Here is a 5,178-nt window from a genome sequence, read left to right as displayed (position 1 = left end):
CTCCCCGCCGAGGGCGTCGCGCACGGCGGCCACGGCGGTGCCGAGGAGGTCCCCGGCCGGCCGGCCGGTCGGCTCGCCGTCCGCGCGCGGGGACCTGGCGGCGGACACGGCGACACCGAGACGGGCGAGCGGCCGGTCGGCCGGCTCCACGACGGCGGCCGGCCCGGCAGGCCGTCTTCCGGCACCAGCGGGTCGCCGGCTCACACCAGCAGGTCGTCCACCTGGGCCTCGCCCTCCCGGTACCGGCGCGCGATCTCCCCGCTGCACGCGTCGGTCGTGCGCTGGAGCCGCTGCCGGCAGCCCGAGATCTCCTGCTCGTACCCGACCAACCGGCCCATGGCCGCGTTCAGTTCGAGGTCGGTGCGGGCCGTCAGGTCGGACAGCTCGACCTCGCCGAGCATCTCGGCGGCCAGCCGCCGGTACTCCTCGTTGTGCGGGGTGCCGAGCGTGACGTGCCGGGCCGAGGAGCGCTGCCGGGCCGGGGCGTCCCGGAGGATCTCCGGGAGCCGGTCGACCACGGAGCCGTCCACCGGTGCCGGCACGGACGCCCGGCCGCGCCGGCCCAGCTCCGCGCGCAGGATGTCGATACGGCCCTGGAGCAGCCGCCGCACATAGCTGAGGTCCGCCTCGTCCCGCTGGGCGTCACGGCGCAGGGCGCGCAGCTCGGGCAGGCTCAGCCGGGCCAGGTCGCCCTCGTCGGGCCCGGCATCCGGCGCCGGGTCCGCGGGGCCGTCGGCGCGCTGCGCGGGGGGCCGGTGCGCCCCCTGCGTACCCAGCCGCCCGCCGGAACTCGGTGTGCTCATCTGCTTCTGACCGTCCCCTCGACCGCCGTGTGCAAGCATCGTGCCACCCCGACCGGCCGCTATGTGACCGAGTGCCCCCGAACGGCCCTAGATGGACGGGTGACGCGTCCGGTCCGGGCCCCGTGCGGACGCGCCCGGGGCAGCGGGCATGATGTCCGCATGCGTGCGGTGGTGCAGAGGGTGGACGGCGCGAGCGTCGTCGTCGACGGCGAGACGGTGGGCGAGATCGAGGGCGAGGGACTCTGCGTCCTCGTCGGGGTCACCCACGAGGACACCGCGGAGAAGGCGGCGCAGCTGGCCCGGAAGCTGTGGACGATCCGGATGCTCCAGGACGAGAAGTCGTGCAGCGACACCGCCGCGCCGCTGCTGGTGGTCAGCCAGTTCACCCTCTACGGCGACGCCCGCAAGGGCCGCCGCCCGACCTGGAACGCGGCGGCCCCGGGCGAGGTCGCCGAGCCCCTGGTGGACGAGGTGGTCGCCCGGCTGCGGGAGCTGGGCGCGACGGTGGCGACCGGGCGCTTCGGCGCGCGGATGCGGGTGTCGCTGACGAACGACGGCCCGTTCACGGTGCTGCTGGAGATCTGAGCCGGGCGCCCGCGCGGCTACGGCTCGACCACGACCTCCTGCGCGGCCGCGGTTTCACCGGCCAGCAGCCGCGCGTCGAGCGGTACGTTCCGCTTCACCAGGGCGAGGGCCACCGGGCCCAGCTCGTGGTGGCGGGCGGACGTCGTCACGAAACCGATCCTGCGGCCCTCGGGGCCCTCGTCCGCGACGCGGATCTCCGTGCCCGGCGCCGGCAGGTGCACCTCGCTGCCGTCCAGGTGCAGGAAGACCAGCCGGCGCGGCGGCTTGCCCAGGTTCTGCACCCGGGCGACCGTCTCCTGGCCCCGGTAGCAGCCCTTCTGGAGGTGCACGGCCGAGCCGATCCAGCCCAGCTCGTGCGGGATGGTCCGGTGATCGGTCTCGAAGCCGAGCCGGGGCCGGTGGTGCTCCACGCGCAGCGCCTCGTGGGCGAGCAGGCCCGCGGCGGGACCGTGGGCGGCGGCGAAGGACTCCAGCTCGTCACGCGGCAGGAACACGTCCCGCCCGTACGCCGTCTCGCGTACGACGACCCCGTCCGGCACCGCGGCGATGGAACCGGCGGGCAGGTGCACCACGGCGATGTCACCGGTCCGGTCGGCGACCTCCACCCGGTAGAAGAACTTCATCGACTCCAGATACGCGATCAGCGCGTCCTGGGTGCCGGGCTCCACGTGCGCCCAGACGGTCGTCCCGTCGTCCACCAGGTACAGGGCGTGCTCGATGTGCCCGTTCGCGGAGAGGATCAGGGCCTCGGTGGCCTCGCCGGGGGGCAGTTCGCTGACGTGCTGGGTGAGCAGCAGGTGCAGCCAGCTCAGCCGGTCCGCACCGGTGACGGTGACGACACCGCGATGGGACAGGTCCACGAAGCCGGTGCCGTCGGCGAGGGCGCGCTGCTCGCGGAACAGGTCGCCGTAGTGGGCGGCGACACCTTCGTCCACGCCCTCGGCGGGGACGGCGCCGGGCAGGGACAGCAGGGGGCTCTTCATACCGCAAGCCTACGACGTGGTACTCGAACCCTTCGCCGAACAGGTCTCGCACCGGCCGAAGATGGCGAAGTGCTTCATGTCGGTGTCGAACCCGAACTGCCGCCGCAGCTTGGCGGTGAACTCCGCGGCCACCTCCAGGTCCGCCTCGATGACGTCCTCGCAGTCCCGGCACACCAGGTGCAGATGGTGGTGGCGGTCGGCGAGGTGGTAGGTCGGCGCGCCGTGCCCGAGGTGGGCGTGGCTCACCAGGCCCAGCTCCTCCAGCAGCTCCAGCGTCCGGTAGACGGTGGAGATGTTGACCCCCGACGCCGTCTTCCTCACTTCCACGAGGATGTCGTCGGGGGTCGCGTGCTCCAGGGTGTCCACGGCTTCGAGGACAAGCTGCCGTTGCGGCGTCAGCCGGTAGCCGCGCTGCCTGAGGTCGCTCTTCCAGTCGATGCTCACCACACCGACGAGTCTAGGACTACTTGAAGAAGGCGATGCCGTCGTCCGGCATGTCGTCCGGGAGGGCCTTGGCCCAGCGCTCCACGTCCTCCGGGGTGACGACCTTCTTCAGCTGCGCCGACATGTAGGGGCGCAGCGGGACCTCGGGGGTCTGCTTCTCGCCGACCCACATCAGGTCGCTCTTCACATAGCCGTACAGCCGCTTGCCACCGCTGTAGGGCCGGGAGTCGGCGGTGCGGGCGACGGCGTCCGTGACCAGGTCGATCTGCGGCTTCTTGTCGGCCATCTCGCCGTACCAGATCTCGATGACACCGTCGTCGCGGGTCATCGTGACCTCCACCTTGCGGTCGGCGTCGATCCGCCAGAAGCCGGACTCCGACTCCAGCGGGCGGACCTTGTTGCCGTCCTTGTCCAGCACCCAGGTGTGGGACCGGTACTCCAGGAAGTCCCGGCCGTCGTGGGTGAAGCTGACCTCCTGCCCGAAGTTGCACTTCTCCGAGCCGGGGAAGTCGTGCACGCCCGCGCCGGCCCACTTGCCGAGCAGGAAGGCGAGCGGGACGAGGTCCTTGTGCAGGTCGGACGGGATCTCGATCATGAGCGGAGGCTTTCCTAGAGGGGAGTCAGCGCTGGCCCTGGTACAGCTTCTTCACGGTCACGCCGGCGAAGGCGAGAACGCCGACGCAGACCAGGACCAGCAGGATTTCGAAGAAGGTCTCCACGGAGTGCTCCTTGAGCGGAAGTGGGCGTACGACAGAGCCGGGGCCCAGCTTACGCGGCCGGGTCCCGGCCCTCCTGACGAGGTCCGCTCAGCCGAGCAGCTCGGTCTGCAAGGTGACGGTCTGCCGGAACGGGACGGCGTCGGCACCGCCCCGGCGCGACTGGGTGATCACCGCGACGGTGTCCCCGGCCGCGAGGTACGCCTGCCGTACCTGCTCGGCGCCGTACGGCTCGGTCTCCGCGTACGGGGCGAGCGTCACGCCCTCGACCCGTGCCTTCGACGGGAACGTCTCGTCCAGCTCGTAGTAGTCGGCACCGCGCACCACGTAGGTGGGGGCCGCGGCACCGATGAGGTTGTTCTCCAGCAGGTCGTCGGCGACGGCGGCGGTGTCGAACTGGAGCAGCTCGATCCGGGTGCGGGTGCCGTCCGGGGCGGTCCAGCCGCGCGCCGCGATGTGCCGCAGGCCGTGGTCGGTGAGCTTCTGGCCCAGCTCCCGGCGGTTGTCCTCGCCGGTGTACCGGGCGAGGAAGTCCTTCGTCGCCAGCCAGCCGTCCGCGGCGCGCGGTGCCGGGTCCGCCGTGGCGCCCTCGGGCGCGGGCAGCAGCAGGGCGCGCAGGTCCGCGTAGTGCGTTCCGGTCCGGTTCGCCGCCGCGAGCGGACCCGGGCTGCCGGCCGGCAGCGGCGGCCTGGTCAGTTCCGGGTAGTCCCAGCGCCCGTCGGAGGCGGTGGCCAGGCCCGGCAGGTCCGTCCGGTCCAGCCGCGTGATCCCGTACGCCGTGCCGGCTCCGACCACCGCGAAGACGGCGACGGCGGCGGTCCACCGCAGCGCCGCCCGCAGTGCCCCGCGGTCCTTCGCCGGGGCCGCCGGGGCGGGGGGCGGTACGGCAGGGGGGTCCGCGGGCGGCGGCGGGAGCGCGGGCGCCACCGGTTCCGGGGCCGGCCGCTCCGGCCGCTCCGTCTCGGTCTGCGTCTCCGGTCCCGTCCGCGTCTCCGTTTCGGTTTCCGTCCGCGTCCGCGCCTGCTCGGTCATATGGCCTTCCCCGGGTCCTTGATGCGGTCGAGCTGGGCGGCGACCATCTCCACCACGCCGTTCTCGTCCAGCGGTTTGACCGCGGTCGCGGTGGCGACGACCAGGACGTCGCCGACGTAGCCGGAGCACACCATCATGTCGAGCCGCTCCTCCTTGTCGGTCGGCGGCAGGAAGCAGGCGGTGTCCTCGTGCCCCTCGACGGCCGGGCCCTTGCGGAAGACCTTCATCGCCTCCGCGAACTCGTGCTGGTAGGCCGTCATGGAGCGCACGGTCCGCTCGTCCATCCGGCTCAGCACGATCTCCAGGGCGAACACCTCGCCGGAGGTGGCCTCCTCGCCGCCGACCCGCGCGGAACTCAGATAGCTGCGCATCGCCATGCCCTTGACCGGGCTCCGGTCGATCTGCCGCTCCAGCAGCCGCCGCCGCGACCGGGGCACCTCGGCGAGTGACCGCTTGCGCAGGGCCGTGGCCTGCGCGCCGGACAGCTCGGCGTCGGAGCCGTACCCGTCCATGTCCGGGCCGCGCCCGTACCGGTCCTCGCCGTAGGGCAGCAGCATGGCGCCCAGCCCGGTGCCCCCGTGACCGGCCGGCCGGCCGGTCACGGGGGCACCGGGC

At 73.1% G+C, this 5,178-nt stretch carries 7 protein-coding genes; 1 reads left to right on the top strand and 6 read right to left on the bottom strand.

Annotated elements, in window-relative coordinates:
- Positions 1–200: 200 nt before the first annotated feature.
- On the bottom strand, positions 201–803 hold the full coding sequence (locus IF37_RS0137765; RefSeq protein WP_030754012.1) for a hypothetical protein: 603 nt from the start codon (positions 801–803) through the stop codon (positions 201–203).
- Positions 804–962: 159 nt separating this feature from the next.
- Here IF37_RS0137765 and dtd point away from each other — a divergent pair, with 159 nt between their 5' ends.
- Positions 963–1,388 carry a D-aminoacyl-tRNA deacylase gene (dtd, locus tag IF37_RS0137760; protein WP_030754009.1) on the top strand — a complete coding sequence of 142 codons (426 nt, stop codon included), beginning with the start codon at positions 963–965 and terminating at the stop codon, positions 1,386–1,388.
- Positions 1,389–1,405: 17 nt separating this feature from the next.
- On the opposite strand, the gene IF37_RS0137755 is transcribed toward dtd, so the two are convergent.
- From IF37_RS0137755 to IF37_RS0137730, 5 genes are all read right to left on the bottom strand, one after another.
- Entirely contained in the window at positions 1,406–2,371 is a 966-nt protein-coding gene (locus tag IF37_RS0137755; protein WP_030754004.1) for a folate-binding protein YgfZ, read from the bottom strand.
- Positions 2,372–2,380: 9 nt separating this feature from the next.
- Positions 2,381–2,818, bottom strand: a complete 438-nt coding sequence (locus IF37_RS0137750) for a Fur family transcriptional regulator (RefSeq protein ID WP_030753999.1) — start codon at positions 2,816–2,818, stop codon at positions 2,381–2,383.
- A gap of 16 nt (positions 2,819–2,834) precedes the next feature.
- Positions 2,835–3,410, bottom strand: coding sequence for an FABP family protein (locus IF37_RS0137745; RefSeq protein WP_030753996.1), 576 nt, complete (start codon positions 3,408–3,410; stop codon positions 2,835–2,837).
- 211 nt (positions 3,411–3,621) lie between these two features.
- Complete coding sequence (locus IF37_RS0137735; protein WP_030753990.1) at positions 3,622–4,563, bottom strand: hypothetical protein; 942 nt, start codon at positions 4,561–4,563, stop codon at positions 3,622–3,624.
- On the bottom strand, positions 4,560–5,178 hold a 619-nt coding region (locus tag IF37_RS0137730), incomplete at its 5' end, for a hypothetical protein (RefSeq protein WP_052845592.1). The genes IF37_RS0137735 and IF37_RS0137730, both read right to left, overlap by 4 nt.

It is taken from the genome of Streptomyces sp. NRRL S-31 (genome assembly GCF_000718775.1).
In the GTDB taxonomy this organism is placed as follows: Bacteria; Actinomycetota; Actinomycetes; order Streptomycetales; family Streptomycetaceae; genus Streptomyces.
The sequence above is the reverse complement of the archived record's forward strand: the minus strand, read 5'-3'. Positions and strand labels throughout refer to the sequence as shown.

Excerpts from the sequence above, each read along its gene's own strand:
- IF37_RS0137765 (WP_030754012.1), bottom strand. The coding sequence starts at position 803 with ATGAGCACACCGAGTTCCGGCGGGCGGCTGGGTACGCAGGGGGCGCAC.
- dtd (WP_030754009.1), top strand. The coding sequence starts at position 963 with ATGCGTGCGGTGGTGCAGAGGGTGGACGGCGCGAGCGTCGTCGTCGAC.
- IF37_RS0137755 (WP_030754004.1), bottom strand. The coding sequence starts at position 2,371 with ATGAAGAGCCCCCTGCTGTCCCTGCCCGGCGCCGTCCCCGCCGAGGGC.
- IF37_RS0137745 (WP_030753996.1), bottom strand. The coding sequence starts at position 3,410 with ATGATCGAGATCCCGTCCGACCTGCACAAGGACCTCGTCCCGCTCGCC.
- IF37_RS0137735 (WP_030753990.1), bottom strand. The coding sequence starts at position 4,563 with ATGACCGAGCAGGCGCGGACGCGGACGGAAACCGAAACGGAGACGCGG.